At 67.5% G+C, this 26,146-nt stretch carries 38 protein-coding genes and 1 pseudogene; all 39 read right to left on the reverse strand.

Features of this window, described 5'->3' with window-relative positions; genetic code table 11:
- Positions 1 to 75: 75 nt before the first annotated feature.
- Positions 76 to 1,863 (reverse strand): glycosyltransferase family 39 protein, encoded by a 1,788-nt coding sequence (locus tag ABZ117_RS08695; protein WP_356818710.1) that lies wholly within the window; start codon positions 1,861 to 1,863, stop codon positions 76 to 78.
- Complete coding sequence (locus ABZ117_RS08700) at positions 1,860 to 2,888, reverse strand: glycosyl hydrolase (RefSeq protein WP_356818712.1); 1,029 nt, start codon at positions 2,886 to 2,888, stop codon at positions 1,860 to 1,862. The genes ABZ117_RS08695 and ABZ117_RS08700 overlap by 4 nt, the downstream gene beginning before the upstream one ends.
- Positions 2,888 to 4,303 (reverse strand): glycosyltransferase family 2 protein, encoded by a 1,416-nt coding sequence (locus ABZ117_RS08705; protein ID WP_356818840.1) that lies wholly within the window; start codon positions 4,301 to 4,303, stop codon positions 2,888 to 2,890. Before ABZ117_RS08705 ends, ABZ117_RS08700 begins: the two co-directional genes overlap by 1 nt.
- A gap of 382 nt (positions 4,304 to 4,685) precedes the next feature.
- Positions 4,686 to 5,549, reverse strand: a complete 864-nt coding sequence (gene truA / locus ABZ117_RS08710) for a tRNA pseudouridine(38-40) synthase TruA (protein ID WP_356818714.1) — start codon at positions 5,547 to 5,549, stop codon at positions 4,686 to 4,688.
- Between the two features lie 88 nt (positions 5,550 to 5,637).
- Positions 5,638 to 6,129, reverse strand: coding sequence for a 50S ribosomal protein L17 (rplQ, locus tag ABZ117_RS08715; RefSeq protein ID WP_356818716.1), 492 nt, complete (start codon positions 6,127 to 6,129; stop codon positions 5,638 to 5,640).
- A 192-nt stretch (positions 6,130 to 6,321) separates the two neighbouring features.
- The gene (locus ABZ117_RS08720; protein ID WP_003966937.1) at positions 6,322 to 7,344 is read right to left on the reverse strand and encodes a DNA-directed RNA polymerase subunit alpha; all 1,023 of its coding nucleotides are present in this window, start codon (positions 7,342 to 7,344) and stop codon (positions 6,322 to 6,324) included.
- Positions 7,345 to 7,499: 155 nt separating this feature from the next.
- Positions 7,500 to 7,904, reverse strand: coding sequence for a 30S ribosomal protein S11 (rpsK, locus tag ABZ117_RS08725; protein ID WP_201832311.1), 405 nt, complete (start codon positions 7,902 to 7,904; stop codon positions 7,500 to 7,502).
- A 64-nt stretch (positions 7,905 to 7,968) separates the two neighbouring features.
- Positions 7,969 to 8,349, reverse strand: coding sequence for a 30S ribosomal protein S13 (rpsM, locus tag ABZ117_RS08730; protein ID WP_121787367.1), 381 nt, complete (start codon positions 8,347 to 8,349; stop codon positions 7,969 to 7,971).
- 196 nt (positions 8,350 to 8,545) lie between these two features.
- Positions 8,546 to 8,659, reverse strand: coding sequence for a 50S ribosomal protein L36 (rpmJ, locus tag ABZ117_RS08735; RefSeq protein WP_003998809.1), 114 nt, complete (start codon positions 8,657 to 8,659; stop codon positions 8,546 to 8,548).
- A 60-nt stretch (positions 8,660 to 8,719) separates the two neighbouring features.
- Entirely contained in the window at positions 8,720 to 8,941 is a 222-nt protein-coding gene (gene infA / locus ABZ117_RS08740; RefSeq protein ID WP_003948620.1) for a translation initiation factor IF-1, read from the reverse strand.
- Between the two features lie 162 nt (positions 8,942 to 9,103).
- Positions 9,104 to 9,940 (reverse strand): type I methionyl aminopeptidase, encoded by an 837-nt coding sequence (gene map / locus ABZ117_RS08745; protein WP_356818841.1) that lies wholly within the window; start codon positions 9,938 to 9,940, stop codon positions 9,104 to 9,106.
- A gap of 130 nt (positions 9,941 to 10,070) precedes the next feature.
- The gene (locus ABZ117_RS08750) at positions 10,071 to 10,733 is read right to left on the reverse strand and encodes an adenylate kinase (RefSeq protein WP_356818719.1); all 663 of its coding nucleotides are present in this window, start codon (positions 10,731 to 10,733) and stop codon (positions 10,071 to 10,073) included.
- Positions 10,733 to 12,049, reverse strand: coding sequence for a preprotein translocase subunit SecY (gene secY / locus ABZ117_RS08755; RefSeq protein WP_356818721.1), 1,317 nt, complete (start codon positions 12,047 to 12,049; stop codon positions 10,733 to 10,735). Before secY ends, ABZ117_RS08750 begins: the two co-directional genes overlap by 1 nt.
- Positions 12,050 to 12,238: 189 nt before the next feature.
- Positions 12,239 to 12,694: a 50S ribosomal protein L15 gene (rplO, locus tag ABZ117_RS08760; protein WP_356818722.1), complete on the reverse strand. Its 456-nt coding sequence runs from the start codon at positions 12,692 to 12,694 to the stop codon at positions 12,239 to 12,241.
- A gap of 2 nt (positions 12,695 to 12,696) precedes the next feature.
- On the reverse strand, positions 12,697 to 12,879 hold the full coding sequence (rpmD, locus tag ABZ117_RS08765; RefSeq protein WP_003998814.1) for a 50S ribosomal protein L30: 183 nt from the start codon (positions 12,877 to 12,879) through the stop codon (positions 12,697 to 12,699).
- Entirely contained in the window at positions 12,879 to 13,487 is a 609-nt protein-coding gene (gene rpsE / locus ABZ117_RS08770) for a 30S ribosomal protein S5 (protein WP_007384078.1), read from the reverse strand. The genes rpmD and rpsE overlap by 1 nt, the downstream gene beginning before the upstream one ends.
- 41 nt (positions 13,488 to 13,528) lie before the next feature.
- Complete coding sequence (gene rplR, locus ABZ117_RS08775) at positions 13,529 to 13,912, reverse strand: 50S ribosomal protein L18 (protein WP_356818725.1); 384 nt, start codon at positions 13,910 to 13,912, stop codon at positions 13,529 to 13,531.
- 3 nt (positions 13,913 to 13,915) lie between these two features.
- On the reverse strand, positions 13,916 to 14,455 hold the full coding sequence (rplF, locus tag ABZ117_RS08780; protein ID WP_121787372.1) for a 50S ribosomal protein L6: 540 nt from the start codon (positions 14,453 to 14,455) through the stop codon (positions 13,916 to 13,918).
- Positions 14,456 to 14,479: 24 nt separating this feature from the next.
- Positions 14,480 to 14,878: a 30S ribosomal protein S8 gene (gene rpsH / locus ABZ117_RS08785; RefSeq protein ID WP_007384075.1), complete on the reverse strand. Its 399-nt coding sequence runs from the start codon at positions 14,876 to 14,878 to the stop codon at positions 14,480 to 14,482.
- Positions 14,879 to 15,085: 207 nt separating this feature from the next.
- A complete protein-coding gene (locus ABZ117_RS08790; protein ID WP_003948630.1) occupies positions 15,086 to 15,271 on the reverse strand; it encodes a type Z 30S ribosomal protein S14 in 186 nt (61 codons plus the stop codon).
- Between the two features lie 5 nt (positions 15,272 to 15,276).
- The gene (rplE, locus tag ABZ117_RS08795; RefSeq protein WP_023547375.1) at positions 15,277 to 15,834 is read right to left on the reverse strand and encodes a 50S ribosomal protein L5; all 558 of its coding nucleotides are present in this window, start codon (positions 15,832 to 15,834) and stop codon (positions 15,277 to 15,279) included.
- A complete protein-coding gene (rplX, locus tag ABZ117_RS08800; RefSeq protein ID WP_356818727.1) occupies positions 15,834 to 16,157 on the reverse strand; it encodes a 50S ribosomal protein L24 in 324 nt (107 codons plus the stop codon). The genes rplE and rplX overlap by 1 nt, the downstream gene beginning before the upstream one ends.
- A gap of 2 nt (positions 16,158 to 16,159) precedes the next feature.
- Entirely contained in the window at positions 16,160 to 16,528 is a 369-nt protein-coding gene (gene rplN / locus ABZ117_RS08805) for a 50S ribosomal protein L14 (protein ID WP_003998823.1), read from the reverse strand.
- Between the two features lie 98 nt (positions 16,529 to 16,626).
- A complete protein-coding gene (gene rpsQ, locus ABZ117_RS08810) occupies positions 16,627 to 16,914 on the reverse strand; it encodes a 30S ribosomal protein S17 (RefSeq protein WP_030641193.1) in 288 nt (95 codons plus the stop codon).
- Complete coding sequence (rpmC, locus tag ABZ117_RS08815) at positions 16,914 to 17,138, reverse strand: 50S ribosomal protein L29 (RefSeq protein WP_005481220.1); 225 nt, start codon at positions 17,136 to 17,138, stop codon at positions 16,914 to 16,916. The genes rpsQ and rpmC overlap by 1 nt, the downstream gene beginning before the upstream one ends.
- Complete coding sequence (gene rplP, locus ABZ117_RS08820; RefSeq protein WP_004927269.1) at positions 17,138 to 17,557, reverse strand: 50S ribosomal protein L16; 420 nt, start codon at positions 17,555 to 17,557, stop codon at positions 17,138 to 17,140. The genes rpmC and rplP overlap by 1 nt, the downstream gene beginning before the upstream one ends.
- 5 nt (positions 17,558 to 17,562) lie before the next feature.
- Entirely contained in the window at positions 17,563 to 18,390 is an 828-nt protein-coding gene (rpsC, locus tag ABZ117_RS08825) for a 30S ribosomal protein S3 (protein WP_116148545.1), read from the reverse strand.
- Positions 18,390 to 18,737 (reverse strand): 50S ribosomal protein L22, encoded by a 348-nt coding sequence (gene rplV, locus ABZ117_RS08830; RefSeq protein WP_026252021.1) that lies wholly within the window; start codon positions 18,735 to 18,737, stop codon positions 18,390 to 18,392. Before rplV ends, rpsC begins: the two co-directional genes overlap by 1 nt.
- A 43-nt stretch (positions 18,738 to 18,780) precedes the next feature.
- Positions 18,781 to 19,062: a 30S ribosomal protein S19 gene (gene rpsS / locus ABZ117_RS08835; RefSeq protein WP_003974263.1), complete on the reverse strand. Its 282-nt coding sequence runs from the start codon at positions 19,060 to 19,062 to the stop codon at positions 18,781 to 18,783.
- A gap of 12 nt (positions 19,063 to 19,074) precedes the next feature.
- Complete coding sequence (gene rplB / locus ABZ117_RS08840; protein ID WP_030601203.1) at positions 19,075 to 19,911, reverse strand: 50S ribosomal protein L2; 837 nt, start codon at positions 19,909 to 19,911, stop codon at positions 19,075 to 19,077.
- Between the two features lie 40 nt (positions 19,912 to 19,951).
- Positions 19,952 to 20,371: a 50S ribosomal protein L23 gene (rplW, locus tag ABZ117_RS08845; protein WP_121787376.1), complete on the reverse strand. Its 420-nt coding sequence runs from the start codon at positions 20,369 to 20,371 to the stop codon at positions 19,952 to 19,954.
- Complete coding sequence (gene rplD, locus ABZ117_RS08850; protein WP_356818729.1) at positions 20,371 to 21,027, reverse strand: 50S ribosomal protein L4; 657 nt, start codon at positions 21,025 to 21,027, stop codon at positions 20,371 to 20,373. The genes rplW and rplD overlap by 1 nt, the downstream gene beginning before the upstream one ends.
- An 8-nt stretch (positions 21,028 to 21,035) precedes the next feature.
- The gene (gene rplC, locus ABZ117_RS08855) at positions 21,036 to 21,680 is read right to left on the reverse strand and encodes a 50S ribosomal protein L3 (protein WP_356818731.1); all 645 of its coding nucleotides are present in this window, start codon (positions 21,678 to 21,680) and stop codon (positions 21,036 to 21,038) included.
- An 18-nt stretch (positions 21,681 to 21,698) separates the two neighbouring features.
- Positions 21,699 to 22,007: a 30S ribosomal protein S10 gene (rpsJ, locus tag ABZ117_RS08860; protein ID WP_003948644.1), complete on the reverse strand. Its 309-nt coding sequence runs from the start codon at positions 22,005 to 22,007 to the stop codon at positions 21,699 to 21,701.
- A gap of 511 nt (positions 22,008 to 22,518) precedes the next feature.
- Positions 22,519 to 22,818 (reverse strand): hypothetical protein, encoded by a 300-nt coding sequence (locus ABZ117_RS08865; protein ID WP_356818733.1) that lies wholly within the window; start codon positions 22,816 to 22,818, stop codon positions 22,519 to 22,521.
- A gap of 273 nt (positions 22,819 to 23,091) precedes the next feature.
- Positions 23,092 to 23,313 (reverse strand): annotated as a pseudogene (locus tag ABZ117_RS08870) (alpha/beta hydrolase); the annotation flags it as partial.
- 36 nt (positions 23,314 to 23,349) lie between these two features.
- Positions 23,350 to 24,105 (reverse strand): hypothetical protein, encoded by a 756-nt coding sequence (locus tag ABZ117_RS08875; RefSeq protein ID WP_356818735.1) that lies wholly within the window; start codon positions 24,103 to 24,105, stop codon positions 23,350 to 23,352.
- A gap of 268 nt (positions 24,106 to 24,373) precedes the next feature.
- Entirely contained in the window at positions 24,374 to 24,652 is a 279-nt protein-coding gene (locus tag ABZ117_RS08880; protein ID WP_356818737.1) for a hypothetical protein, read from the reverse strand.
- A 256-nt stretch (positions 24,653 to 24,908) separates the two neighbouring features.
- The gene (gene tuf, locus ABZ117_RS08885) at positions 24,909 to 26,102 is read right to left on the reverse strand and encodes an elongation factor Tu (RefSeq protein WP_356818739.1); all 1,194 of its coding nucleotides are present in this window, start codon (positions 26,100 to 26,102) and stop codon (positions 24,909 to 24,911) included.
- Between the last annotated feature and the right edge of the window lie 44 nt (positions 26,103 to 26,146).

Below are 26,146 nucleotides of genomic sequence, written 5' to 3' on the forward strand. Positions count from 1 at the left end.
GCACCGAGGTAGCCGGTGCCTATGGCGGTGAGCCGTACGGGGACGGCCTCTCTCGTTCCGTGGGCGCCGGGACGCTCAGGAGGTCCTCGTCCAGACGCGGTAGTGGCCCGTGCCGCTGGAGTTGCGGAAGGGCAGGTCCGCGAGGAGTCGGTAGTGCGGGTTGCCCCGGACCGCCCCAGCGACGACGGCGTCCACCCGCGGGTTGGTCAGGCCGTCCAGCACGATGAGATCGAACTCGCCGTCGCGCAGCGCCGAGCGGTAGGCCGCGTCACCGGAGTGGTAGGTGCCCTTGCGGTCCGTGTACTCCATCGCGAAGACGCCCTGCCACTGCCGCTGGCTGGTCCTGTCACGCAGGTAGTAGACGGGCACCTCGGGTGTCGAGGCGAGGTAGTGGCCCTTGCGGTCCACGTGGGGGCCGACGACCTTGATCATCTTCGAGGAGTCGGGCCAGACGCCGTAGCGCCAGTCCGCCTGGGATATGCCGAGGCAGAGCGTCGCCGTCCACAGCATGATGCCGAGCTGGGGGTAGCGGAAGTGGGCGCCGATCAGCCGGGTCACGCCCACCCCGGCCATCGGGGCGGCGAACAGCAGACCGAAACCGACGTGCTTGAACAGCGAGACGACGGTCCCCAGGTGCATCTGGTAGGCGGGCGCGAGCAGCGCTGTGCCGCAGAGCACCAGTCCGAGCAGGGCCCGCCGGCGCCGGCCGGGGTTGCCGAGCCGCTGGGCGAGCGGCGACTCGTTCATGCGGCTGCGCCGCACGTAGGACAGCGCGCCGCCGACGGCGGTGAGGAACATCAGCCCGCCCCACTGCGCCGACCGCTGGAGCAGGAAGACGGCGCTGTCGGTGCCGTGGGAGCGGTCGGTCGTGGTCTGCCGCACACCGGCGAGCAGGTCGGTGGTGTACAGGCCGGCCGCGAGCAGCCCGGCGATGCCGAGGGCGAGCAGCAGCATCCGCAGGAACGCCCTGCCGCCCTTGTGCGGCCGGCCGGTGAGCAGCGCGAGGACGACGATGGTCGGCAGGTACAGGCCGGAGGCGTACTTCACCCCGACGGCGAGGACGGCGACCGGTGCGGCGAGCAGCACGGCGGCGACGGGCGCCCGGTCGGTGCGTACGACGATCCAGGTGGCCAGGGCCAGCAGGAACACGGCGGGGGCGTCGTAGGTGGCGAAGTAGCCCATGACGACGGTCGACTGCACGACCGCGAAGAGTGACGCGCCGGCCAGCGCGGCCCGCTCGTTGAACAGCCGCCGGGTGAACGAGTACAGCAGGGCGGTGGTGCCCAGCATGAAGGCCAGGCTGAGCAGGCGCGCCCCGGTCAGCCCGAAACGGCCGTCCACGGCGGCGGCGAGCACCGGGTACAGCTGCGGCGAGCCGGAGAAGTAGGCGGCGTAGTCGACGGGCAGGGGGGTGCCGTGCAGCAGGTGCGCCAGCTCCGCGTGCCCGGCCGCCAGGTACAGGGCCTCGTCCTGGAACGCCGTGTTGGCCAGGCGCAGCGAGAGCACCGCCTGGACGACGAGGACGCACAGCAGTACGGCCCGGCTGACCCAGGCGCGCCGCCGGCCGGTGGCCATGTCCCAGCCGACCTCGGGGGTCCGCGGGACGTGGTACTCCGGTTCGGCCGCCTCGGCGGGCTCGGCGGTCTCCGCCGGTTCCGCCACCGTGCGCAGGGCGTACGTCGGCTGGTCGTCCTGCTGCTGGTACGGGTAGGTGCGCGGGTCGTAGTCGTACCCGGCGCCGATGTCGTGGGCCTGGGGCTGGCGCGGGATGTACCCGTCGGAGTTGAACCAGCCGGCCTGGCCGTCGTCCTCGGCGTACGGGTCGTACGGCTGGGGCGTGTAGTACTCGGGCGAAGAGGTCATGACGGCTTCCGTACGTCGAAGCCGAAACGGTCGTCGGCGGCCAGGCGCTTGAATTCCTTCAGCGCCAGCGGGCTCGCCTCCAGCCGCCAGTCGGCGCGCTTGCGGTGGTTGAACCAGACGAAGCCGAGCATGCCGTCGTCCGCCTCGACGCCCGTGAACAGGTTGCGGATGTCGGCGCGGCGCCGCTCGCCGGGCATGGCGGCGGTCTCCAGCAGGAGCATGGGCTTCTTGGTGAAGGTGCGGATCCGGTCCCGGGTCCGGCCGAAGACGCTGTCGAAGCCGTTGTCCGCCGTGCCGGTGAAGTAGCCGATCAGGCCCACCCAGTCGACGTAGGCGTCGCCCGGGTAGTACGGCTGGAGCTTCACGTCCGGGACCGGGTTGATGATGTTGGGCGACCAGGACCAGATGACGTTGGTGGCGCCGGTGCCGACGAAGAGCCGGTGGATGTGGCGCCAGGCGGCCACGTACCGGTCGGGGGTCACGTGGTCCGTGCCCCACTTCTCCCAGTGGCCGTTGAACTCGTCGGCGAAGTCGATCACCACGGGCAGGTTCAGTTTGCGGACCGCGGCCGCGTACTCCTTGATGTACGCGTCGGATCTGCCCGCCGCGATGTCGGCGACCGGGGTGTCGAACGGCTCCCAGGACATCAGTGTCAGCGCGCCCTCGGCCCAGGCGTTGCGCACGCCGGTGGCGTCGAAGCCGTCGCCCCAGCCGGCGTAGTACTCGACGAGGTTGGGCTGCTTGCCGGTCATCCGCGTGTACGCGTCGACGTTCTTCATGACGTTCGGGGCGCCGGGCACGGCCACCCCGAAGTACTTCTTCGCCGGCGCCAGCAGCGGTGTGACGTCGTAGGGGATGTCCCCGGCGGCGCTCGCCGCGGGGCGCGGTGCGGCCGGGCCGCCGCCGGACGCCGGTGTGTCACCGGAGTCGTCGCCGAGCAGCGAGCAGCCGCCGAGGGCGAGGGCGCCGGCCAGACAGCCGGCCAGGGTGACGCGCACGGAGCGGAATCGTTCCTTCAGGCGCATCAGGCGTCCGCCGCCGAGCGGGGCTGGACCAGGACCCGGCCGACGACCAGCGCGTAGAACAGCCCGGAGGACAGGACCAGGGCGAAGTCGGGGGCGTTCATGGTGAACGTCCGGTACACCGCCGCCAGGACCCAGACCACCGCGGTGCCACCGCTCCACGCCCACATGCCGATCCAGAAGCGCCGCGTCTTGTTCTTCTTCGCGCCGGAGGAGCCGGTCGGCTGCCAGCCCATGCGGTTCTTGCGCAGGATGTCCCAGATGGCGAAGACGTGCGCCCAGCCGTACATCATGCGGGCCGCCCAGGCCTCCAGGCGGTAGGGCGCCCGGTGCCACACCGGGAAGATGATCGTGGTGTAGACGATGCTCGGCACCACCAGGAGCAGGTGCTCGACCTTGAGCTTGTCCGGCATCACCAGCAGCAGCACGATCGGGATGACCGGTGCCGCGAAGGTGAACAGCGCGGTGTGGATGTAGTAGAAGAACCCGGACATGTAGCACAGGCGGCTGGACAGCCGGATCTTGCGCTGCCAGAACTTCGCGCTGCCGAGCAGGCTCATCGAGCCCGAGCACCAGCGGTACTGCTGGTTGAAGAAGGCGCCCGCCGTGTCCGGGCAGACGCCGGTGGACACCGCGACCGGCACGTACCGCAGGTCCCAGCCGAGCCCCCGCAGGTCGAAGCCGGTGTGCACGTCCTCGGAGTGCTCGATCAGCGTCGTACCGCCGTTGGTCTCCAGGGCCGCCCGCCGGTAGATCGCGCAGGACCCTACGCAGATGGCGCCGTCACTGCCCTGCCGCGAGACCTGCACGGAGCGGTAGAACAGCTCCTGCACCGCGCCCGCCCCGCGCTCGATCCAGTTCTGCGAGTCGAGCACACGGAAGTACTGCGGCGACTGGACGATACCGATCCGCGGATCGTCGTCCATGTACGGCAGCAGCTCCTCCAGCAGGTCGGCCCGCGGGGTGAAGTCGGCGTCCAGGATGAGGAGGAACTCGCCGTCGGACCGGCCGAAGCCGAAGTGCAGGTTGCCGGCCTTCTTGAACCAGCCGCGGTTCTCCCGGGTGCCGTAGCGGAAACCGAAGTCCCGCGCCATCGCGGCCAGTTGCGGGTCCGCGCCGTCGTCGAGCACGAACGGCACGCACACCCCGGGATAGCGGTCGGCCATCGCCCGCACATGGCGCCAGGTGTTGTGCAGCACCTCGATGGGCTCCCCGCACACCGGCAGGAACACGTCGACGGTGGGATACACCTCGGGCCGCCAGTCGTGCACCAGCCGCCGGTGGCGGGCGATGTCGAAGTCCCGGGTGAAGCCGTTCACCCGCAACGACACCAGGTAGTAGAAGACCGTGAACACCAGCAGCGGTGTGTAGATCCACAGCACCGGCGTGGACGACGCCAGCTTGAACTGGCTCACCACCAGACAGCAGAAGCTGACGAGCGAACTGATCGTCAGGATCCACAGATTCCGGCGGGCGTAGGAGTACTTCTCCTTCTCCGTCGGCGGCAGTGGCAGCAGCCCCAGCGTGGCGCTCCCGCCGCGCCCGGCCCGTCGCCGCCCACTGCTCTGGCGCGCCGCGCGACGCCCCCCGGCCCGCACGGGACCCACTGAAGTCATTCCGTTGTCCAACCCCGGGCCATGACGACCCGTCGACCCCCCAGCCAACCCCGGCCGGCCCCATCGATCTCCTGGCCGGGAGGCGAAACTCTATCCGAGAGGTATGAACCGCGTAAGGGTCAGTAAGGCACCTACGCCCGGAAAAAGCAGACATGGCGCATATGTCCTGCGGAATGGAACGTAACTAACAGGTTTCACAACCCGGGGCCCCGGGAAGCGACCGCTTGTTCCGGGCCTCCTTGTTCCGGGCCGCCAGCAGCTCGTCGGCGGGGTAGCCGACCTCCTCCAGGGTCAGCCCGTGCGGCCGTACGACATGCACGGCGGAGTCCCGCACACCGGCGGCCAGCACCTTCCCCGGCCACTCCGGGCCCCGGTGCCCGTCGCCCACGAACAGCAGCGCCCCGATCAGCGAACGCACCATGTTGTGGCAGAACGCGTCCGCGCGGACGGTGGCGGTGATGATCCCGTCACCGCCCCGCACCAGGCTCAGCTCCTGGAGCGTCCGGATGGTCGTGGCCCCCTCCCGCCGCTTGCAGTACGCGGCGAAGTCGTGCTCCCCCAGCAGCGCCCGGGCCGCCTCGTTCATGGCGTCCACGTCGAGCGGCCAGTCGTGCCACAGCACGTGGTGGCGCAGCAGCGGATCGACCCCGCCCGGATGGTCGGTGACCCGGTACGCGTAGCGCCGCCAGACCGCCGAGAACCGGGCGTCGAACCCGGCCGGGGCCTCGGCCAGCCGCCACACCCGGACGTCCTTCGGCAGCCGCCCGGCGAGCCGCTTGAGCAGCTTCTCCCCGTGCTCCGCCCACAGCCCGGCCGGCAGGTCGACGTGCGCCACCTGCCCGCGCGCGTGCACGCCCGCGTCGGTCCGCCCGGCCACGGTCAGGTCGTACGTCTCCTTCGACCGCGTCACCGTCCGCAGGGCGTCCTCGATCTCGCCCTGCACGGTCCGCCTGCCGCCGGCCTGCTTGGCCCAGCCGTGGAAGGCGCTGCCGTCGTAGGACAGCTCGAGGCGGATGCGTACGAGTCCGGGCTGTACTTCGTCACTCACGTAGGGATCCTCTCAGGGCGGGACCGGGGGGAACGCGAGAGCGGGCCCGCCCCTAAGGGCGGACCCGCTCACAGCGTCAGGCAGAGCCTCAGGCGTCCTTGGACTCCTCGGCCGGAGCCTCGGTCTCCTCGACCTTGGTCTCCTCGGCCTTGGCCTCGTCGGACTCCTTGACCGCGCGCTTGGTGGCGGCCTCGGCCTCACCCACGGCGTTCTGCTGCACCGTCAGCGCCTCGACCAGCTCGATGACGGCCATGGGCGCGTTGTCGCCACGGCGGTTACCGATCTTGGTGATGCGGGTGTAGCCACCGGGACGGTTCTCGTACCGCGGGCCGATCTCGGTGAAGAGCGTGTGCACGATGCTCTTGTCCGTGATGACCTGGAGCACCTGGCGGCGGTTGTGAAGGTCGCCCTTCTTCGCCTTGGTGACCAGACGCTCGGCGTACGGACGCAGCTTGCGCGCCTTCGCCTCGGTGGTGGTGATGCGGCCGTGCTCGAACAGCGCCTTCGCGAGGTTCGCGAGGAGCAGCTTCTCGTGCGAGGCGCTGCCGCCCAGACGGGCACCCTTGGTGGGCTTCGGCATGGTGTCTCTCCTAGGTGTCTGCCCCGGCCGTGTCAGGTACCGGAGTCAGTGTCCGAGCGGGCGATCACCCGTCGGAGATCCGGGCGCCTTCTTCAAGGCGCCCGGAGGGTCCGCGCCCCGTCAGGGGCGCGGGAACCGCACGACCCGCCGCAGCGGGCCGGCAGCCGCAGGACCGGCCTCCTCGCGGAGTGCTCAGTACTGCTCGGTCTCCACGAACCCGGCGTCCGCGTCGTCGTCGGCGCCGAAGGCGTCGGCGGCGGCGGTCGGGTCGAATCCGGGCGGGCTGTCCTTCAGGGCCAGGCCCATGCCGGCCAGCTTCGCCTTGACCTCGTCGATGGACTTCGCACCGAAGTTGCGGATGTCCAGCAGGTCGGCCTCGGAGCGCGCGACCAGCTCACCCACGGAGTGGATGCCCTCACGCTTGAGGCAGTTGTAGGAGCGGACCGTCAGCTCCAGCTCCTCGATCGGCAGCGCGAGGTCGGCGGCCAGGGCGGCGTCCGTCGGGGACGGACCCATGTCGATGCCCTCGGCGTCGATGTTCAGCTCGCGGGCGAGACCGAACAGCTCGACCAGCGTCTTGCCCGCGGAGGCCATGGCGTCACGCGGACGCATCGCCTGCTTGGTCTCGACGTCGACGATCAGCTTGTCGAAGTCGGTGCGCTGCTCGACACGCGTGGCCTCGACCTTGTACGTGACCTTCAGCACCGGCGAGTAGATGGAGTCGACCGGGATACGGCCGATCTCCTGGCCCACCTGCTTGTTCTGCACGGCGGAGACGTAGCCGCGACCGCGCTCGACGGTCAGCTCCATCTCCAGCTTGCCCTTGCCGTTGAGCGTGGCGAGGACGAGGTCGGGGTTGTGCACCTCGACACCGGCCGGGGGCGCGATGTCGGCGGCGGTGACCAGACCCGGGCCCTGCTTGCGCAGGTACATCACGACCGGCTCGTCGTGCTCCGAGGAGACGACCAGCTGCTTGATGTTGAGGATCAGGTCGGTGACGTCCTCCTTGACGCCCGGCACGGTGGTGAACTCGTGCAGCACGCCGTCGATCCGGATCGAGGTGACGGCGGCACCCGGGATCGAGGACAGGAGGGTACGGCGCAGGGAGTTGCCGAGGGTGTAACCGAAGCCCGGCTCCAGCGGCTCGATCACGAACCGGGAGCGGAACTCGTCGACGACCTCTTCGGTCAACGAGGGACGCTGAGCGATCAGCATGAGTGGATCAGATCCTTCATTCGTGGACGCCCGCTATTTGACGTCCGACAAAACCGTGGGTTCGCACCGCACGGGTATGGCAAGGGTACGGGCGATACGGCCCTTTCACGGAGCCGTACCGCCCGAAAACCTCAGACCGGCACGCGGCCGACGCGTCAGACGCGACGACGCTTCGGCGGGCGGCAGCCGTTGTGCGGGGTCGGGGTGACGTCCTGGATGGAGCCGACCTCGAGACCCGTGGCCTGAAGGGAACGGATCGCGGTCTCACGACCGGCACCCGGGCCCTTGACGAACACGTCGACGCGGCGCATGCCGTGCTCCTGCGCGCGGCGGGCAGCCGACTCGGCGGCCATCTGCGCGGCGAACGGCGTGGACTTCCGGGAGCCCTTGAAGCCGACGTGGCCGGCGGAGGCCCAGGAGATCACGTTGCCGGACGGGTCCGTGATGGAGACGATCGTGTTGTTGAACGTGCTCTTGATGTAGGCGTGGCCATGAGCGACGTTCTTCTTTTCCTTGCGGCGCACCTTCTTGACGGCGCCCTGACGTCCCTTGGGGGGCATCTACTTACTCCTAGGGAGGTGGTCGGTCCTACAGCGAAGACCGTGGACAGATGTCCGCTGCGGACTACTTCTTGCCCGGCTTCTTCTTGCCGGCGATGGCGCGACGCGGACCCTTGCGGGTACGAGCGTTGGTGCTGGTGCGCTGACCGCGGACGGGCAGACCGCGACGGTGACGGAGACCCTGGTAGGTACCGATCTCGACCTTGCGGCGGATGTCGGCCTGGATCTCGCGACGGAGGTCACCCTCGGTCTTGATGTTGTTGTCGACGTACTCGCGGATCGCGACCAGCTGCTCTTCGGACAGGTCACGGACGCGGGCGTTCGGGTCGACGCCGGTCGCAGCCAGCGTCTCCTTCGAGAGGGTCCGGCCGATGCCGAACACGTAGGTGAGCGCGATCTCCACGCGCTTGTCGCGCGGGATGTCGACACCGGAAACGCGTGCCATTCAATGGCTCCTGGTGATTCTTCGGAGGTCTTCCACAGGACCGGCTCCCGGCCGCCGTACCAGGTACGAACCGGGTCCCCGGCCTCCGACCGGGGGTGTCAAGCCGCTCGCGACGACTTGGGCCCTGCGTATGAACATATTCAGCTCGCGTCGCGCGAATCTCTGCGATAGCGGTGCAGAGGGTGGTGTTCCTGCGTCAGCCCTGGCGCTGCTTGTGGCGCGGGTTCTCGCAGATGACCATGACCCGGCCGTGACGGCGGATCACCCTGCACTTGTCGCAGATCTTCTTGACGCTCGGCTTGACCTTCATGGGGTGAGGTTCTCCGGGTCAGTGCCATCGCTCCGGGCGGGCCCGGGGCTCGGGCAAGATCTACTTGTACCGGTAGACGATCCGGCCGCGCGTGAGGTCGTACGGAGAAAGCTCCACCACGACCCGGTCATCAGGGAGGATGCGGATGTAGTGCATACGCATCTTGCCGCTGATGTGCGCCAGGACCTGGTGGCCGTTCTGGAGCTCAACCTTGAACATGGCGTTCGGAAGAGACTCGACGACAGTGCCCTCGATCTCGATGGCACCTTGCTTCTTGGCCACGCTTCGCCCTTCGAATCGACTACCTTGATCGACCCTCGGGCGTACCCTGGGATTCCCTTGCGGGAGCATGCGGACATGCGGGTGCACGAGAGCCGACGAGTCAGTCTACGTCGGCACACCCGGAAAGGCGAATCGAGGAAGTCTGCCCCATGCGGGTGATCCTTATGCCAGAGGGTCCGGAGCGGCCGTGATGCCGTACTCCGCCAGCTTCGCCCGGCCGCCGTCCGGCGCCGTCAGGACCAGCGGCCCCTGCTCGGTGAGGGCGACCGAGTGCTCCCAGTGGGAGGACCAGGTGCCGTCCGTGGTGATGACGGTCCAGTCGTCCTCGAGGACCTCGGTGCGCGGGGTGCCGAGGGAGACCATCGGCTCGATCGCCAGGCAGAAACCGGGCACCAGCTTCGGGCCCTTGCCGCGCCGGCGGTCGACGTAGTTCAGCAGGTGCGGGTCCATGTGCATCTCGGTGCCGATGCCGTGGCCGCCGTAGTCCTCGATGATCCCGTACCGGCCGCCGCCGGGCTTGGGCTGGCGGCGGATGTACGTCTCGATCGCCCGGGAGACGTCGACCAGGCGGCCGCCCGGCTTCATGGCCGCGATGCCGGCCCACATCGACTCCTCCGTCACCCGCGACAGCTCGATCAGCTCCGGCGCGTGGCCGGAGCCGACGAACGCCGTGTAGGCCGCGTCGCCGTGCCAGCCGTCGACGATCGCCCCGCAGTCGACGGAGATGATGTCGCCGTCCTTCAGGACGACGCCCTCGGAGGGGATGCCGTGCACGACGACTTCGTTGACGGAGGTGCAGATGGTGGCCGGGAAGCCGCCGTAGCCGAGGAAGTTCGACCGGGCGCCGTGCTCGGCGAGGACCTTGCGGGCCACCTCGTCCAGGTCCTTGGTGCTGGCACCCGGCACGGCGGCCTCGCGCGTGGCCGCGTGGATGGCGGCGACGACCAGGCCCGCCGCCCGCATCCTGGCGATCTGCTCGGGGGTCTTGATCTGCACCATGGGGGGCCTGCGCTCTCCGTCACTCACGTCGACTGGGTTACCTGTACAACAGTACGGCCGCGGCGCCCCGGGGGTCTTCCCGGACATCATCCGGGAGGAGGAGGGCACCGCGGCCGGAACGGGCCGGGATCTACTGCTCGGCCTTCTCGCGCTTGAGGGCCTCCAGCGCCCGCCGCGTGATCTCGTCCACCGGGCCCAGGGAGGAGATCGTGACGACCAGGCCCTGCGCCTTGTAGTAGTCGATGATCGGCTCGGTCTGCGTGTGGTAGACCTCGAGCCGCTTGCGGACCGTGTCCTCGGAGTCGTCGTCGCGCTGGTACAGCTCACCGCCGCAGACGTCGCACACGCCCTCCTGCTTCGCCGGGCTGTACGTCACGTGGAAGACGTGCGAGGAGTCGTTGCGGCAGATGCGCCGGCCGGCGATCCGCTTGACGACCTCCTCCTCGGGGACCTCCAGGTCCAGGACCGCGTCCAGCGTGATGTCCTCGTTCTCCAGCAGCTGGTCCAGCGCCTGGGCCTGGGAGACATTGCGCGGGAAGCCGTCCAGCAGGAAACCGCCCTCGGCGTCCGGCTGCTCCATGCGGTCCTTGGCCATCGCGATGGTGACCTCGTCGGGTACGAGGTTGCCGGCGTCCATGTAGGACTTCGCGAGCTTGCCCAGCTCGGTCTGCTGGCTGATGTTGGCCCGGAACAGGTCACCCGTGGAGATGTGCGGGATGGCCAGCTTCTCTGCGAGCCGGACGGCTTGCGTTCCCTTACCGGCACCCGGCGGCCCGACGAGGACGATACGCATCAGCGGAGGAACCCTTCGTAATTGCGCTGCTGGAGCTGGCTCTCGATCTGCTTCACCGTCTCGAGGCCGACACCCACGATGATGAGGATGCTGGTGCCGCCGAAGGGGAAGTTCTGGCTTGCCCCAAAGCCCACCAACGCCATTGTCGGTACGAGAGCGATCAGGCCCAGATACAGCGAACCCGGCCAGGTGATCCGGTTGAGCACGTAACTGAGGTACTCAGCGGTCGGTCGGCCAGCCCGGATGCCCGGGATGAAGCCACCATACTTCTTCATGTTGTCGGCGACTTCCTCGGGGTTGAAGGAGATCGCCACATAGAAGAACGCGAAGAAAACGATCAGCAGGAAGTACGTGGTGATGTAGATCGGGTGGTCGCCCTTGGTCAGGTTCTGCTCGACCCAGGTCTTCCAGCCCGACTTGTCGTTGCCCGCGAACTGGGCCACGAGCGCCGGGATGTAGAGCAGCGACGAGGCGAAGATGACGGGGATCACACCCGCCTGGTTCACCTTCAGCGGGATGTAGGTGGACGTACCGCCGTAGGACCGGCGGCCGATCATCCGCTTCGCGTACTGCACCGGGACGCGGCGCTGGGCCTGCTCGACGAAGACGACGAGCGCGACCATGACCAGGCCCACGGCGATGACCGTGCCGAACTCGATCCAGCCGCCGGCCAGCGTGCCCTGCTTCTTGATGGCCCACAGCGCGGACGGGAACGTCGCGGCGATCGAGATGAACATCAGGATCGACATGCCGTTGCCGATGCCGCGGTCGGTGACCAGTTCACCGAGCCACATCACGACGGCCGTACCCGCGGTCATGCAGATGACCATGGTGATCGTCGTGAAGATGGCCTGGTCGGGAACGATGCTCGACGCGACCGAGCAGCCGTTGAAGAGCGCGCCGCTGCGGGCGGTGGCGACCAGACCCGTGCCCTGGAGGATGGCGAGCGCCACCGTCAGATAGCGGGTGTACTGCGTGATCTTCGCCGTGCCGGCCTGGCCCTCCTTCTTCAGGGCCTCCAGACGCGGGATGACCACGGTCAGCAGCTGAAGGATGATGCTGGCGGTGATGTACGGCATGATGCCGAGCGCGAAGACCGTGATCTGGAGCAGCGCGCCACCGCTGAACATGTTCACGAGGCCGAAGAGGCCCTGGTTGCCCGACGCCTCGTTCACACACTTCTGGACGGCCTGGTAGTTGACGCCGGGGATCGGGATGTGGGTACCGACCCGGTAGACCACGATGATGCCCAGCGTGAAGAGCAGCTTCTTGCGCAGGTCGGGCGTCCTGAACGCCCGGGCGAACGCGGTGAGCACGGTGCCTCCTGCGACCCCCGCGCAACTGCGTCAAGGGTGACGGTCTGAGGTTCGACGAATACGAAAAAGAACAGTGCAGGCCACCATACCGGCGACACTGCCTCCCTAGGAACGACCAACCGGGGATACCTCATTGTGAGGTATCCCCGGTCGGGTTCGTTTACGTCATCGAGGCGTCGCCTGAGCGACTCAGACGAGCTCGGTGACCGTGCCGCCGGCGGCGGTGATCTTCTCCTTGGCGGACCCGGAGACGGCGTCGACCGTCACCTGGAGCGCCACGGAGATCTCGCCCTGGCCGAGGACCTTGACGAGGCTGTTCTTGCGAACGGCACCCTTCGCGATCAGCGACTCGACGGTGACCTCACCACCCTCGGGGTAGAGAGCGGCCAGCTTGTCGAGGTTCACGACCTGGTACTCGGTCTTGAACGGGTTCCTGAAGCCCTTGAGCTTCGGGAGACGCATGTGGAGGGGCATCTGGCCACCCTCGAAGCGCTCCGGAACCTGGTAGCGGGCCTTCGTGCCCTTGGTACCACGACCGGCCGTCTTACCCTTCGACGCCTCACCACGACCCACACGGGTCTTGGCGGTCTTGGCGCCCGGGGCGGGACGGAGGTTGTGGATCTTGAGCGGGTTGTTCTCCGCCATGATCAGTCGACCTCCTCGACCGTCACGAGGTGGCGGACGGTGTGCACCATGCCGCGGAACTCGGGGCGGTCCTCCTTGACGACCACGGTGTTGATCCCCTTGAGACCAAGCGACCGCAGAGTGTCACGGTGGTTCTGCTTGCTGCCGATGTAGGACTTGACCTGCGTGATCTTGAGCTGAGCCATTACGCAGCACCAGCCCCGGCACGCGCGCGCAGCAGAGCCGCGGGAGCGACGTCCTCGAGCGGCAGACCACGGCGAGCCGCGATCTCCTCGGGACGCTGCAGGCCCTTCAGGGCCGCCACGGTCGCGTGCACGATGTTGATCGCGTTCGACGAGCCGAGCGACTTCGACAGGATGTCGTGCACGCCGGCGCACTCGAGCACGGCTCGCACCGGGCCACCGGCGATGACGCCGGTACCGGGGGAAGCCGGCTTGAGCAGGACGACGCCCGCAGCCTTCTCACCCGTGATCGGGTGCGGGATGGTGCCCTGGATGCGGGGGACCTTGAAGAAGTGCTTCTTGGCCTCCTCAACACCCTTGGCGATGGCGGCCGGCACCTCCTTGGCCTTGCCGTATCCGACACCCACGGTGCCGTCACCGTCGCCCACCACGACCAGCGCGGTGAAGCTGAAGCGACGACCACCCTTCACAACCTTGGCGACGCGGTTGATCGCGACGACGCGCTCAACGTACGCGGTCTTCTCGGCGGCAGCTGCGCCGCCGTCACGGCCCTTCCGGTCCCGCCGCTCGCCGCCACCGGCACCGCCACCGCGGCGCTGGGGTCCAGCCATTGGAATTACCTCTCTCTGTTTCCGCTAGCTACGGAACCGGCTCAGAACTTCAGGCCGGCTTCGCGGGCGGCGTCCGCCAGAGCGGCGATGCGCCCGGCGTACTGGTTGCCACCACGGTCGAATACGACAGCCTCGACACCGGCGGCCTTGGCACGCTCGGCGACCAGGGCGCCGACCTGCTTGGCCTGCGCGGACTTGTCGCCCTCGCCACCGCGGATCGTGGTGTCCAGGGTCGACGCCGACGCCAGGGTGTGACCCTTGATGTCGTCGATGACCTGGGCCACGATGTGGCGGTTCGAGCGCGTCACGACGAGGCGCGGACGCTCAGCCGTACCCGAGATGTGCTTGCGGATCCGGATGTGGCGACGCTTGATCGCGGCGCGCTTGTAAGCGTCGCCCTTGAGGATCTTCTGTCCGTATGCCATGGCTTACTTACCCGCCTTTCCGACCTTGCGGCGGATGACTTCGCCCTCGTACTTGACGCCCTTGGCCTTGTACGGGTCGGGCTTGCGCAGCTTGCGGATGTTGGCCGCAACCTCGCCGACCTTCTGCTTGTCGATGCCCTCGACCGAGAAACGCGTGGGCGCCTCGACCTTGAAGGTGATGCCCTCCGGGGCCTCGACCACGATCGGGTGGCTGTAGCCGAGCGCGAACTCGAGGTTCGCACCCTTGGCGGTCACGCGGTAACCGACACCACTGATCTCGAGCTTCTTCACGTAACCCGTGGTCACGCCGGTGATCATGTTCGCCACCAGCGTGCGGGACAGGCCGTGGAGGGCCTTGTTCTGACGCTCGTCGTTCGGGCGGGTGACGTTCAGAACGCCGTCCTCACCCTTGACGATCTCGATCGGTGCCACGACGGTGTGGGTCAGCTCGCCCTTGGGGCCCTTGACCTTGACCGTACGGCCGTCGATGGTGACGTCCACGCCGGCGGGAACCGCGATGGGGAGCTTGCCGATGCGCGACATAGCTGTTTCCTCCGTTCCCTTCCGCTACCAGACGTAGGCGAGGACTTCCCCACCCACGCCCTTCTTGCCGGCCTGCTTGTCGGTGAGGAGACCGTGCGACGTGGAGATGATCGCCACGCCGAGGCCGCCCAGCACCTTCGGCAGGTTGGTGGACTTCGCGTACACCCGGAGACCGGGCTTGGAGATGCGCTTGATCCCCGCGATGGAGCGCTCACGGTTGGGGCCGAACTTCAGCTCCAGGACGAGGTTCTTGCCGACTTCGGCGTCCTCGACCTTCCAGCCCGTGATGAAGCCCTCCTGCTGGAGGATCTCCGCGATGTGAGACTTGATCTTCGATGCCGGCATCGTCACGGAGTCGTGGTATGCCGAGTTCGCGTTCCGCAGACGCGTAAGCATGTCTGCGATCGGATCAGTCATGGTCATGAATTGGCCTTCGGCCTCTCTCGCCGGGGTTTCCTGGTGCGCCATCCCTCTCCCCGATCCGAGACGGGACGGGTGCGGCGCGGTGGACCTACGGCGTAGTAAGTCGTACGGGCGGCAGACGCCCAACCCCGCTAGCCTACGGCATGCGGAGACGGGCCTCTGCCGACCCAGATGCTTACCGAGAGTCTCCGGAATCCCTGAAGGGGATTACCAGGAGCTCTTGGTCACGCCCGGCAGCTCGCCACGGTGAGCCATCTCACGAAGGCACACGCGGCACAGGCCGAACTTGCGGTACACGGAGTGCGGGCGGCCGCAGCGCTGGCAGCGGGTGTAGCCACGCACACCGAACTTGGGCTTGCGAGCAGCCTTGGCAATCAGAGCCTTCTTCGCCATCTCGCTCACGCCTCCTTGAACGGGAAGCCGAGGTGACGAAGGAGCGCGCGGCCCTCAGCGTCGTTGGTCGCCGTGGTGACCACGGTGATGTCCATGCCCCGGGTACGGTCGATCTTGTCCTGGTCGATCTCGTGGAACATGACCTGCTCCGTGAGACCGAACGTGTAGTTGCCGCGGCCGTCGAACTGCTTGGGGGACAGACCACGGAAGTCGCGGATGCGCGGCAGCGCGAGCGACAGGGTGCGGTCCAGGAACTCCCACATGCGGTCGCCACGGAGCGTGACGTGGGCACCGATCGGCTGACCCTCACGCAGCTTGAACTGCGCGATGGACTTGCGGGCCTTGGTGACGGCTGGCTTCTGACCGGTGATCGTGGTGAGGTCGCGGATGGCGCCCTCGATCAGCTTGGAGTCGCGGGCGGCGTCGCCCACACCCATGTTGACCACGATCTTGACGAGACCGGGGATCTGCATGACGTTCTCGTACTTGAACTCGTCACGCAGCTTGCCCGCGATCTCCTCGCGGTACTTCTGCTTCAGACGCGGAGTCGTGGTGGTAGCCATCAGATGTCCTCACCCGTCCGCTTGGCAACGCGGATCTTGTTGCCCTCGTCGTCGAAGCGGTAACCGACGCGCGTGACGACCTTGTTGCCGTCCTTCTCCACGACCAGCTGAACGTTGGACACGTGGATCGGGGCCTCGGTGGTCACGATGCCGCCGGCCTGGGAACCGCTGGCGGTCGGGCTGGCCTTGGTGTGCTTCTTGACCCGGTTGACACCCTCGACCAGGACGCGGTCCTCGCGCGGGTAAGCGGCAATGACCTTGCCCTGCTTGCCCTTGTCCTTGCCGGTGATGACCTGGACCAGGTCGCCCTTCTTGATCTTCATGCTTACAGCACCTCCGGAGCCAGCGAGATGATCTTCATGAACTTCTTCTCGCGCAGCTCGCGCCCGACCGGGCCGAAGATGCGGGTGCCGCGAGGGTCACCGTCGTTCTTCAGAATGACGGCGGCGTTCTCGTCGAAGCGGATGTACGAGCCGTCCGGACGGCGGCGCTCCTTGACGGTGCGAACGATGACCGCCTTGACGACGTCACCCTTCTTCACGTTGCCGCCGGGGATCGCGTCCTTGACGGTGGCGACGATGACGTCACCGATGCCCGCGTAGCGGCGACCGGAGCCACCGAGCACACGGATGCAAAGGATTTCCTTCGCACCAGTGTTGTCGGCGACGCGCAGTCGCGACTCCTGCTGGATCACGTCTATCTCCTGATCGTCTGCCGGTTCCCGGCAGGGGCCTCAGATCGAGGACCCCTGCCGAGCCTGGCGGAACTGACCTGCGGGTTTGCCCGCAGGAATTACTTGGCCTTCTCGAGGATCTCGACGACGCGCCAGCGCTTCGTCGCGGACAGCGGCCGGGTCTCCATGAGGAGGACGCGGTCGCCGACACCCGCGGCGTTCTGCTCGTCGTGGGCCTTGAGCTTGTTCGTACGGCGGATGACCTTGCCGTACAGCGCGTGCTTGACACGGTCCTCGACGGCGACGACGACGGTCTTGTCCATCTTGTCGCTGACGACCAGACCCTCACGGGTCTTGCGGAAACCGCGCGCTTCGGTGTTCTGCTCAGTCACGTTGCTCTCGCTCATCAGGCGCTCTCCACCGTCTCGATGCCCAGCTCGCGCTCACGCATCAGGGTGTAGATCCGCGCGATGTCCTTACGGACGGCCTTCAGCCGGCCGTGGTTCTCGAGCTGACCCGTCGCCGCCTGGAAGCGGAGGTTGAACAGCTCTTCCTTGGCTTCGCGGAGCTTGTTCAGCAGCTCCTCGTCACCCAGTTCGCGCAGCTCGGACGCCTTGGTACCGGCCGACATCACGCTTCACCTGCCTCGCGCTTGACGATCCGGCACTTCATCGGCAGCTTGTGGGCTGCGCGAGTCAGGGCCTCACGGGCGATCTTCTCGTTGGGGTAGGACAGCTCGAACATGACCCGGCCCGGGTGCACGTTCGCGATCCACCACTCCGGCGAACCCTTACCGGAACCCATGCGGGTCTCGGCAGGCTTCTTCGTGAGCGGGCGGTCCGGGTAGATGTTGATCCAGACCTTGCCGCCACGCTTGATGTGGCGGGTCATCGCGATACGAGCCGCTTCGATCTGGCGGTTGGTCACGTACGCCGGCGTGAGGGCCTGAATGCCGTACTCGCCGAACGCGACCGTCGTACCACCCTTGGCCTGACCGCGGCGCTTCGGGTGGTGCTGCTTGCGGTGCTTGACCCTACGGGGGATCAGCATGTCGGTCAGGCCTCCGTTCCGGTGCTCTCAGCCGGAGCGGACGCGGGGGCCTCGGCCTTGGGGGCCTCGGCACCGGCAGCCTGCTGCGGCTTGCGACCGCGCCCGCCACGCTCGCCACCGCGGCCACCACGGGCCGGGCGGTCAGCGCCGCCACGGGCCGGGCGGTTGCCGGCGCGGGCAGCAGCGTTCTCGGCGCGGACCTCGGCGATGTTCTTGACATCGCCCTTGTAGATCCAGACCTTCACACCGATGCGGCCGAAGGTCGTCTTGGCCTCGAAGAAGCCGTAGTCCACGTTCGCGCGGAGCGTGTGCAGGGGCACGCGGCCCTCGCGGTAGAACTCCGAGCGGGACATCTCGGCGCCACCGAGGCGGCCACCGCACTGGATCTTGATGCCCTTGGCGCCGGCCTTCATGGCGGACTGCATGCTCTTGCGCATGGCCCGACGGAAGGAGACGCGGGAGGAGAGCTGCTCGGCGACGGCCTGGGCGACCAGCTGGGCATCGGTCTCGGGGTTCTTGACCTCGAGGATGTTCAGCTGGACCTGCTTGCCCGTGAGCTTCTCGAGGTCACCGCGGATGCGGTCGGCCTCGGCGCCACGGCGGCCGATGACGATGCCCGGACGAGCGGTGTGGATGTCCACACGCACGCGGTCACGGGTGCGCTCGATCTCCACCTTGGAGATGCCGGCGCGCTCCATGCCGGACGTCATCATCCGACGGATGGCGACGTCTTCCTTGACGTAGTCCTTGTACAGCTTGTCGGCGTACCAACGCGACTTGAAGTCGGTCGTGACACCGAGCCGGAACCCGTGCGGGTTTACCTTCTGGCCCATTACCGGGTTCCTTCCTTGCTGCTGACGACCACGGTGATGTGGCTGGTCCGCTTGCGGATCCGGTAGGCACGGCCCTGTGCACGCGGACGGAACCGCTTCAGGGTCGGGCCCTCGTCGACGTAGGCCTCGGAAATGACGAGGCTGTCGACGTCGGTGTGGTCGTAGTTGTGCGCGGCGTTGGCGATGGCGCTGTCGAGCACCTTGCCGACCGGCACGGAGGCGGCCTGCGGAGCGAATCGCAGGACGGCCTGGGCCTCCGTGGCGTCCATGCCACGGATGAGGTCCACCACGCGGCGGGCCTTCATGGGCGTGACGCGGATGTACCGCGCCTGGGCCCTGGCTTCCATGGTTGTCCCTTCAGTTACTTACGTGTCTGAATGCGATCCGCTGCTAGCGGCGCTTCGACTTCCGGTCATCCTTGACGTGGCCCCGGAAGGTGCGCGTCGGCGAGAACTCGCCGAGCTTGTGGCCGACCATCGACTCGGTGACGAACACCGGGATGTGGGTCTTGCCGTTGTGCACCGCGATCGTGTGACCGAGCATCGCCGGGACGATCATCGAGCGACGGGACCAGGTCTTGATGACGTTCTTGGTGCCGGCTTCGTTCTGCGTGTCCACCTTCTTGATCAGGTGGTCGTCGACGAAGGGCCCCTTCTTCAAGCTACGAGGCATCTCAACCCGTCCTTAGCGCTTCTTGTTCGTCTTGCGGCGGCGGACGATGTACTTGTTCGACGCCTTCTTGGGCGAACGAGTACGGCCTTCCTTCTTGCCCCACGGGGACACGGGGTGGCGGCCACCGGAGGTCCGGCCCTCACCACCACCGTGCGGGTGGTCGACCGGGTTCATGACCACACCACGGACGGTCGGGCGAACGCCCAGCCACCGCTTGCGGCCCGCCTTGCCCCAGTTGATGTTGCTCTGCTCGGCGTTGCCGACCTCGCCGACGGTGGCGCGGCAGCGCACGTCGACCAGGCGGATCTCACCGGAGGGCATGCGCAGGTGGGCGTAGGCGCCCTCCTTCGCGAGCAGCTGCACGGAGGCACCGGCGGAGCGGGCGAACTTGGCACCGCCACCGGGACGGAGCTCGATCGCGTGGATCGTGGTACCGACCGGGATGTTGCGGAGGGCCAGGTTGTTGCCCGGCTTGATGTCGGCCCCGGGACCGTTCTCCACGGTGTCGCCCTGCTGGAGGTTGCGCGGGGCGAGGATGTAGCGCTTCTCGCCGTCCGCGTAGTGCAGCAGCGCGATGCGCGCGGTGCGGTTGGGGTCGTACTCGATGTGCGCGACCTTCGCCGGCACGCCGTCCTTGTCGTGACGACGGAAGTCGATCACTCGGTAGGCGCGCTTGTGTCCGCCACCCTGGTGGCGAACGGTCACACGACCGGCGTTGTTACGGCCGCCCTTGCTGTGCAGGGGACGGACCAGCGACTTCTCCGGCGTGGACCGCGTGACCTCGACGAAGTCGGCGACGCTGGCGCCACGACGGCCCGGCGTAGTCGGCTTGTACTTGCGGATTCCCATTTCTCAGTCCTCGTCCGATATCGGACGATCCGGACCGCCCTCAGGCGGTCGGACCGCCGAAGATGTCGATACGGTCGCCCTCGGCGAGGGTCACGATCGCGCGCTTGCTGCCGGCACGCTGACCGAAGCCGGTCTTCGTGCGCTTGCGCTTGCCCTGGCGGTTGATCGTGTTGACCCCGGTGACCTTGACGTCGAAGACCGCCTGGACGGCCTGCTTGATCTGGGTCTTGTTGGCGCCCGGGGCGACGATGAACGTGTACTTGTTCTCGTCGAGGAGCGCGTAGCTCTTCTCGGAGACGACCGGCTTGAGCAGCACGTCACGGGGGTCCGTGAAGGACTTGCTCAGCGGGGTCTCGACGGTGTTCTTGCCCTCGGCGGCGTGACGACGCGCCTTGGCGACGCGCGCGGCCTTGGCGGCCTTGGCGGCCTTCGAGGCGATAGCGGGGTGACGGATGGCCATCAGACCTCGCTCCCTTCGGTGTCAGTGGCCTTCGGGCCGGACACGAAGGACTCGAAAGCGGCCTGGGTGAAGACCACGTCGTCCGAGACGAGAACGTCGTACGTGTTCAGCTGGCCCGGCTCCAGGATGTGGACCTGGGGCAGGTTGCGGGCGGACAGCCACGCGGCCTCGTCGGCGCGCTCGACGACCAGGAGCAGGTTCTTGCGCTCCGAGATCTTGCCGAACAGCGTCCGGGCGGCCTTCGTCGACGGGTTCTCACCCTCGATGACGCCGGAGACGACGTGGATGCGGTTGTGGCGGGCCCGGTCGGTGAGGGCGTGGCGCAGGGCCGCGGCCTTCATCTTCTTCGGGGTCCGCTGCGAGTAGTCACGCGGCTGCGGGCCGTGGACGACGCCACCGCCGGCGAACTGCGGCGCGCGGGTCGAACCCTGACGGGCGCGGCCGGTGCCCTTCTGGCGGTACGGCTTCTTGCCACCGCCGCGGACCTCGCCACGCGTCTTGGTCTTGTGAGTGCCCTGGCGGGCAGCGGCCAGCTGTGCGACGACGACCTGGTGGATCAGCGGAATGCTGATCTTTTCCACGTCGAAGATCTCCGCGGGGAGTTCGACGGAACCGGCCTTGTCGCCCGCCGGCGAAAGGATGTCAACAGTGCTCATCGGTTACCTCAGGCCCCCTTGGCCGCGGTGCGGACCAGGACGAGGCCGCCGTTCGGACCGGGAACCGCGCCCTTGATGAGCAGCAGACCCTTCTCCGCGTCAACGGCGTGGACGGTCAGGTTCTGGGTGGTGACCCGCTCGTTGCCCATGCGACCCGCCATGCGGAGGCCCTTGAACACGCGGCCCGGGGTGGCACAGCCACCGATGGAGCCGGGCGAGCGGTGCTTGCGCTGGGTGCCGTGTCCGGCGCCGAGGCCCTTGAAGTTGTGACGCTTCATGACACCGGCGAAGCCCTTGCCCTTGCTCTTGCCGGTCACGTCGACCTTGATGCCGGCCTCGAACACCTCAGCGGTGATCTCCTGGCCGAGGGTGTACTCGCTGGCGTCAGCGGTACGGATCTCGACGAGGTGGCGGCGGGGAGTGACGTCGGCCTTGGCGAAGTGGCCCTTGAGGGGCTTGTTCACCTTGCGCGGGTCGATCTCGCCGAAAGCGATCTGGACGGACTCGTAGCCGTCGACATCGTTCGTACGGACCTGGGTGACGACGTTGGGGCCGGCCTTGACGACGGTGACCGGAACAACACGGTTGTTCTCGTCCCACACCTGCGTCATGCCGAGCTTCTCGCCCAGGATGCCCTTGATCTGCTTAGTCATCTCTCAGATCACCCGGCCTCAGAGCTTGATCTCGATGTCGACACCGGCCGGGAGGTCGAGTCGCATCAGAGAGTCAACGGTCTTGGGAGTCGGGTCGAGGATGTCGATCAGGCGCTTGTGCGTGCGCATCTCGAAGTGCTCGCGCGAGTCCTTGTACTTGTGCGGCGACTTGATGACGCAGTACACGTTCTTCTCAGTGGGCAGCGGCACCGGGCCCGCGACCGACGCGCCCGTGCGCGTCACCGTCTCGACGATCTTCTTCGCCGAAGAGTCGATGACCTCGTGGTCGTAGGCCTTGAGCCGAATGCGGATCTTCTGTCCCGCCATGGCTACTCAGTAGTCCTGTCTCTTCTCACGCTCTGGAACCCGGTGGTTCCGTATCCTTCCTTCCGACCCACGCGGTCGGGCGTGTCGCGCTCCCGCTGACACGGATGTCCCTTGTTCGAACATCCCTGCGGGGAATGCACACGGCCCTTCCGGAACCGTAGGCCGGGGGCGAAAGGCCCACCGGATGCCTGGCCGGTGCCGCACCGCACTTCCCGAAAGATTCCCGTACGTCCGCCCCAGCGCTGCCGTGATGGCAGTTAGGGCGACGAGTACTGTGGGACTCGCTTCCGGTCCTCCCGGCGGGAGGCGCGCAGCATCAACACTCGACCGAGCAACTCGGACAGTCTGCCATACAGGACAGGCACTCCGCCAATCGAGCGGAAGAGATTACCCCGAGAGTGACGTAGGTCAAACCCGGGACGATCGAACGCCGAACCGGAAGGCGCCACACCGACGCCGCCCGGGACAGCCTCATGAAGTTCTCCAGTGATCCCGGGTGAGCGGAAGTGCATCAGTACTGGGTGCCGAGGTCCGTGCCCTTGGGAGCCCGCCAGCAGCCGGAGACGACGTTGACGAGGATCTTCGGGTCCTTCTCCCGGCCGGCCGTCGGACTGGACCAGGGGTGAACGGTCTTGTAGAGATGCTCGGGGTCCTGGTCACACGTCGAGATGCTCGGCCCCGGCTGGGTGGCCTTGCCGGTCCGGATGCCGATCAGCTCGTAGATCTGGCTGGACACCGCCTTCGCCTTCTCCTTGGCCTTTTCCACGTCCAGGGTGGCGGTCTTCGGTCGGCTGGACTCGTGTCCTGGCACAGAGGTTCCGCTGTGTTCCATGGTGTTCGAACAACCCGTTCCGGTGAGGGAGAGGACGATGCCAACGACGGCGATGCCGAGCCGGTGGACCCTTGGGCGTTCATGAAGGAAGCGGGTCACTTGTCCTCCTGGACCTTGTCGTAGCGGCCGACGACCACCGCCGACTGGTTCTTGAGACTCATCGATCCCTCGTCCCAATACCCGCTGTGGCCACCGGTGTCCACGTCCATCCTGTGGGAAGTGGGGAGTGGACACCTTCCAGGGCGTTCGGTGCGACCACACGTGCTTCTTGCCCACGCCCAGGTCACTCGCGTCTCCCACCAGCATGCCCGGGCTGCCCGCGACGACGATGTCATCGGCCGCTGTGCCGTGTTCCTTGGCGCCCACACCGATCACGGTGGTCCCGTAGCCATGACCGACGACCGTGGTGTGGCTGGCGTCCGGACCGCCCTGGGCTGTCTGGAGGCCGTCCAGGAAGCCGTCCAGGGCGGGCGCCGCCCGATAGGCGTAGCCCGGCTCGGGGGGAGTCGGTCACGATGTCCTGCGGGGCGTCGTAGCCGATCCACGTGATGGTGGAGGTCGACTGGCCGGGGACATGCTGTTGGCCTCCTTCCAGACCCGCGTCATGCGCCCGATGTCACCTCCGGCGCCTGCCGGTCTCGATGTCGTTCCCGGCACGAACACCGCGGTGTTGTCAGCCGTATCCGATCGCCGTTGGCCAGGATGACGTGCCCGTTGCCCCTGAGGTCGAAGCCCAGTAAGTAGGCCGGCGGCAAGCCGCCGATCCGGTCCGGTCGAAACGGGACTGGATGCTTCCATGCCCTTGAGCTGACTCCGGTACCTGCTGCCGCCCATGGCATCCCAAGCGCTCCACCCGGGATTGCGGATCACCCCGCCCGCGGTGACGATCGACTTGGCCGGCTCCGGGCCCAGCGCGTCGAGATCGCGCTCGACCTGGGCGTGCGCCTCGTCCAGCACGGTCCGGTTGGACGAGTCCCGGACGACGCTCGGCAGTCCGTCGAGTGCGCCGATCTCGGCCGGATACAGCCTCTGATACTCCTCACGCTGCTCCTGCGTGATGCCGTCCCACCACTTCTTGTTGTCGGCCGCGGACTTCTCCTGGGGGATGCCGTCCTTGCTGAGGTAGGTGCCGACCGCCTTCTGGACGTCACCCATGTCGTGGGCCGCATCCGTGAGCATGTCATCGGTCACGGCCAGTCCGTCCGGCGCCTTCAGCTCGCGCAGGATCTTGGCGTATCGGTTGTCGATCTCGATGGCACTGCCCACCGCCTGAGAGATGCGCTCAGGGCCGTGCGGACGAGACCGCATTCGCTGTGCACGTACTGGTAGTTCCGGCCCAACCGGCTCAGATCCCGCTCCGCCGAGGCCTGCGCCTCACCCTTCTGCGTCGCACGGAGCGGGGCGGTCATCTCCTGGTCGACACGGGCGCGTGCGGCGTCGGCCCGGTTGCTGACCGCGCTCCAGCCGTCGGCCGCGTCCAAGTACTCGGTGAACTTCGCATCACGTAACTGCTGCCATGTGGGCATTGCTCGCCTCACCGCGCCCAGTCGGGCGTGGAACCGGTGTCGACGGCGTTCACCTCGCCGGCGACGCCGTGCTCCGTCTCACCGAGGTCACGGCCGGTCCTGGCGAGGGCACCGTGCAGCCGGTCGCACTCGTTGCGCACCGCGGTCAGCCGGCCCTCCCAGCTGGGCAGGATCTCGTCGAGCGCTCCGGTACTGGAGAAGCCGCTCGTGCCGTCCTTGACTCCCGCGTGGGCGGTCTTGAGTCCGGTCAGCCCCGCGTGCGTGACCGTCCGCAGCTCTGCGGCCACTCCGGAAGCCTTCGTCCACGGCCCCTGCGACGCCTTCAGGTCAGGGCCCGACCCGCCGGACGAACCACGCGGGCCTCCGCCTCCCCCACCGGCCGGGCGGCCCCCCGTGTCGTGACGGCGCTGCGGTCGTGCCATGACGAAGTTGTGTCCGCACACTGAAGGAGCCTATGGGCGAGCCCGAACGCAGAAGAGGCCCGTACGACCGAAGTCGTACGGGCCTCCTCTAGGTCAGCTGGTGACCTGGAGCAAGCGGAGCTTACTTCAGGATCTTGGTGACCTGGCCGGCGCCCACCGTGCGGCCACCCTCACGGATGGCGAACTTCAGGCCCTCTTCCATGGCGACGGGCTGGATGAGCGACACCGTCATCTCGGTGTTGTCGCCCGGCATGACCATCTCGGTGCCCTCGGGGAGGGTCACCACGCCGGTCACGTCCGTCGTGCGGAAGTAGAACTGCGGGCGGTAGTTGTTGAAGAACGGCGTGTGGCGGCCACCCTCGTCCTTGGACAGGATGTAGGCCTGCGCCTCGAACTCGGTGTGCGGGGTGACCGAGCCCGGCTTGATGATGACCTGGCCGCGCTCGACGTCCTCGCGCTTGATGCCACGGAGGAGCAGACCGACGTTCTCACCGGCCTGGCCCTCGTCGAGCAGCTTGCGGAACATCTCGATACCGGTGACCGTGGTGGTGGTCTTCTCGGTCTTGATGCCGATGATGTCGACGGTCTCGTTGACCTTCAGGACACCACGCTCGATACGGCCGGTGACGACCGTACCGCGACCGGTGATCGTGAAGACGTCCTCGATCGGCATGAGGAACGGCTTGTCGACCTCGCGCTCGGGCTGCGGGATCGACTCGTCGACCGCGGCCATCAGGTTGAGGACCGAGTCCACCCACTCCTTCTCGCCCTCAAGGGCCTTCAGAGCGGACACCTTGACGACCGGGAGGTCGTCGCCGGGGAACTCGTACTCGGAGAGGAGCTCACGGACCTCGAGCTCGACGAGCTCCAGGATCTCCTCGTCGTCCACCATGTCGGCCTTGTTCAGGGCGACGACGATGTACGGAACGCCGACCTGGCGGGCCAGGAGCACGTGCTCCTTGGTCTGCGGCATCGGGCCGTCGGTGGCGGCGACCACCAGGATCGCGCCGTCCATCTGCGCGGCACCGGTGATCATGTTCTTGATGTAGTCCGCGTGACCAGGGCAGTCGACGTGCGCGTAGTGGCGCGCCTCGGTCTGGTACTCGACGTGCGCGATGGAGATGGTGATACCGCGCTGACGCTCCTCGGGCGCCTTGTCGATGTTGTCGAACGGGGTGGCCTCGTTCAGGTCCGGGTACGCGTCGTGCAGCACCTTGGTAATGGCGGCCGTGAGGGTCGTCTTACCGTGGTCGATGTGACCGATGGTGCCGATGTTGACGTGCGGCTTAGTCCGCTCGAACTTCGCCTTCGCCACTGGGGTCCTCCTGTGGAGTGGTTCTGTACGCCTTACTTCATCGG

This window comes from Streptomyces sp. NPDC006309, assembly GCF_040613095.1.
Lineage (GTDB): Bacteria > Actinomycetota > Actinomycetes > Streptomycetales > Streptomycetaceae > Streptomyces.